The following is a 1,106-nucleotide window of genomic DNA, read 5'->3' on the forward strand; positions in this document are numbered from 1 at the left end:
TACACTAAAACGTGTACAGTACTTTGAGCATGTCTATGAGTGTCGAGCATGTAAAAATGATTCTTTGAAAAAATCTCAAATTAAATGCGGCCAAGCACCAAAAGGTGCAATTCAAAGAAGTATTGCAGGGCCTACTGTTTTGGCAAAGCTTATTTATGATAAGTTTGCGTAATATTTGCCGCTTTAGCGTCAAGTAAATGAATGGTCAAGACATGGCTTATTAACAAACGATAAAAATTTATCCAATTGGGTAATACGTGTAGCAACAGATTGGCTGCAACCAGTGTACGAATTGATGAAAAAGCGTTTAATAGCAAAATCCGTTTTACATATTGATGAAACCTTTGCGCAAATTCTTAAGCGTTCCGATGGAAGACCAGCACAATCAAATGCTTATAACTGGGTAGCTCGCAGTGTTCAAAGTGAAGGTCCAGTGATTATTTTGTTTAAGAGTGCATTGTCTCGTGGTCGTGCGACCTTAGAAGATTTTATTCAAGGGTTCAAGGGCACCGTCATTTGTGATGGCTATTCAGCTTATAATCATTTACCTGATGTTCAGTTCGCTAACTGTTGGGCTCATGTCCGTCGTTATTGGTTAAAAGCCGATAGTAACAATGGCCGAAAAGGTGTGCAATATTGTGATCAGCTCTTTTATATTGAACGTAATATCAAGCATCTTTCAACGGAAGAACGTGTGAAAATTGCGTCAGCAAGAATCCAAACCGATTGTAGATGAATTTTTTGAATGGGTGGATTGTTCGCCGTTCTTTGGAAAAAATGCACTCGCCAAAGCTGCTGACTACACATTGAATCGTAAAGTTGCATTAAAATGATTCCTTGATAATGGCTATATAGCCATTGATAATAACGCTGCAGAAAATGCGATTCGCCCAAATGTAATTGGTCGAAAAAATTGGCTGTTTTCTGTTAGTGAGGCAGGCGCGCATTCAAATGCCATTTGTTTAAGTCTGGCTGAAACCGCTAAAGCCAATGGCATTGATTTCTATCAATACTTGGTGAAATTAATGACAGATTTACCGAACCTGCCTTTTCAGCAGCAACCAGAAATTTTAGAACGTTATCTACCATGGTCTGAAGATATTCAG

At 38.6% G+C, this 1,106-nt stretch carries 1 pseudogene; it reads left to right on the forward strand.

What is annotated here, in order from left to right:
* A pseudogene (gene tnpC, locus QI30_RS21350) lies at positions 1 to 1,106 on the forward strand (IS66 family transposase); the annotation flags it as partial.

The sequence above is a fragment of the Candidatus Kurthia intestinigallinarum genome (genome assembly GCF_003991225.1).
GTDB classification, from domain to species: Bacteria; Bacillota; Bacilli; order Bacillales_A; family Planococcaceae; genus Kurthia; species Kurthia populi.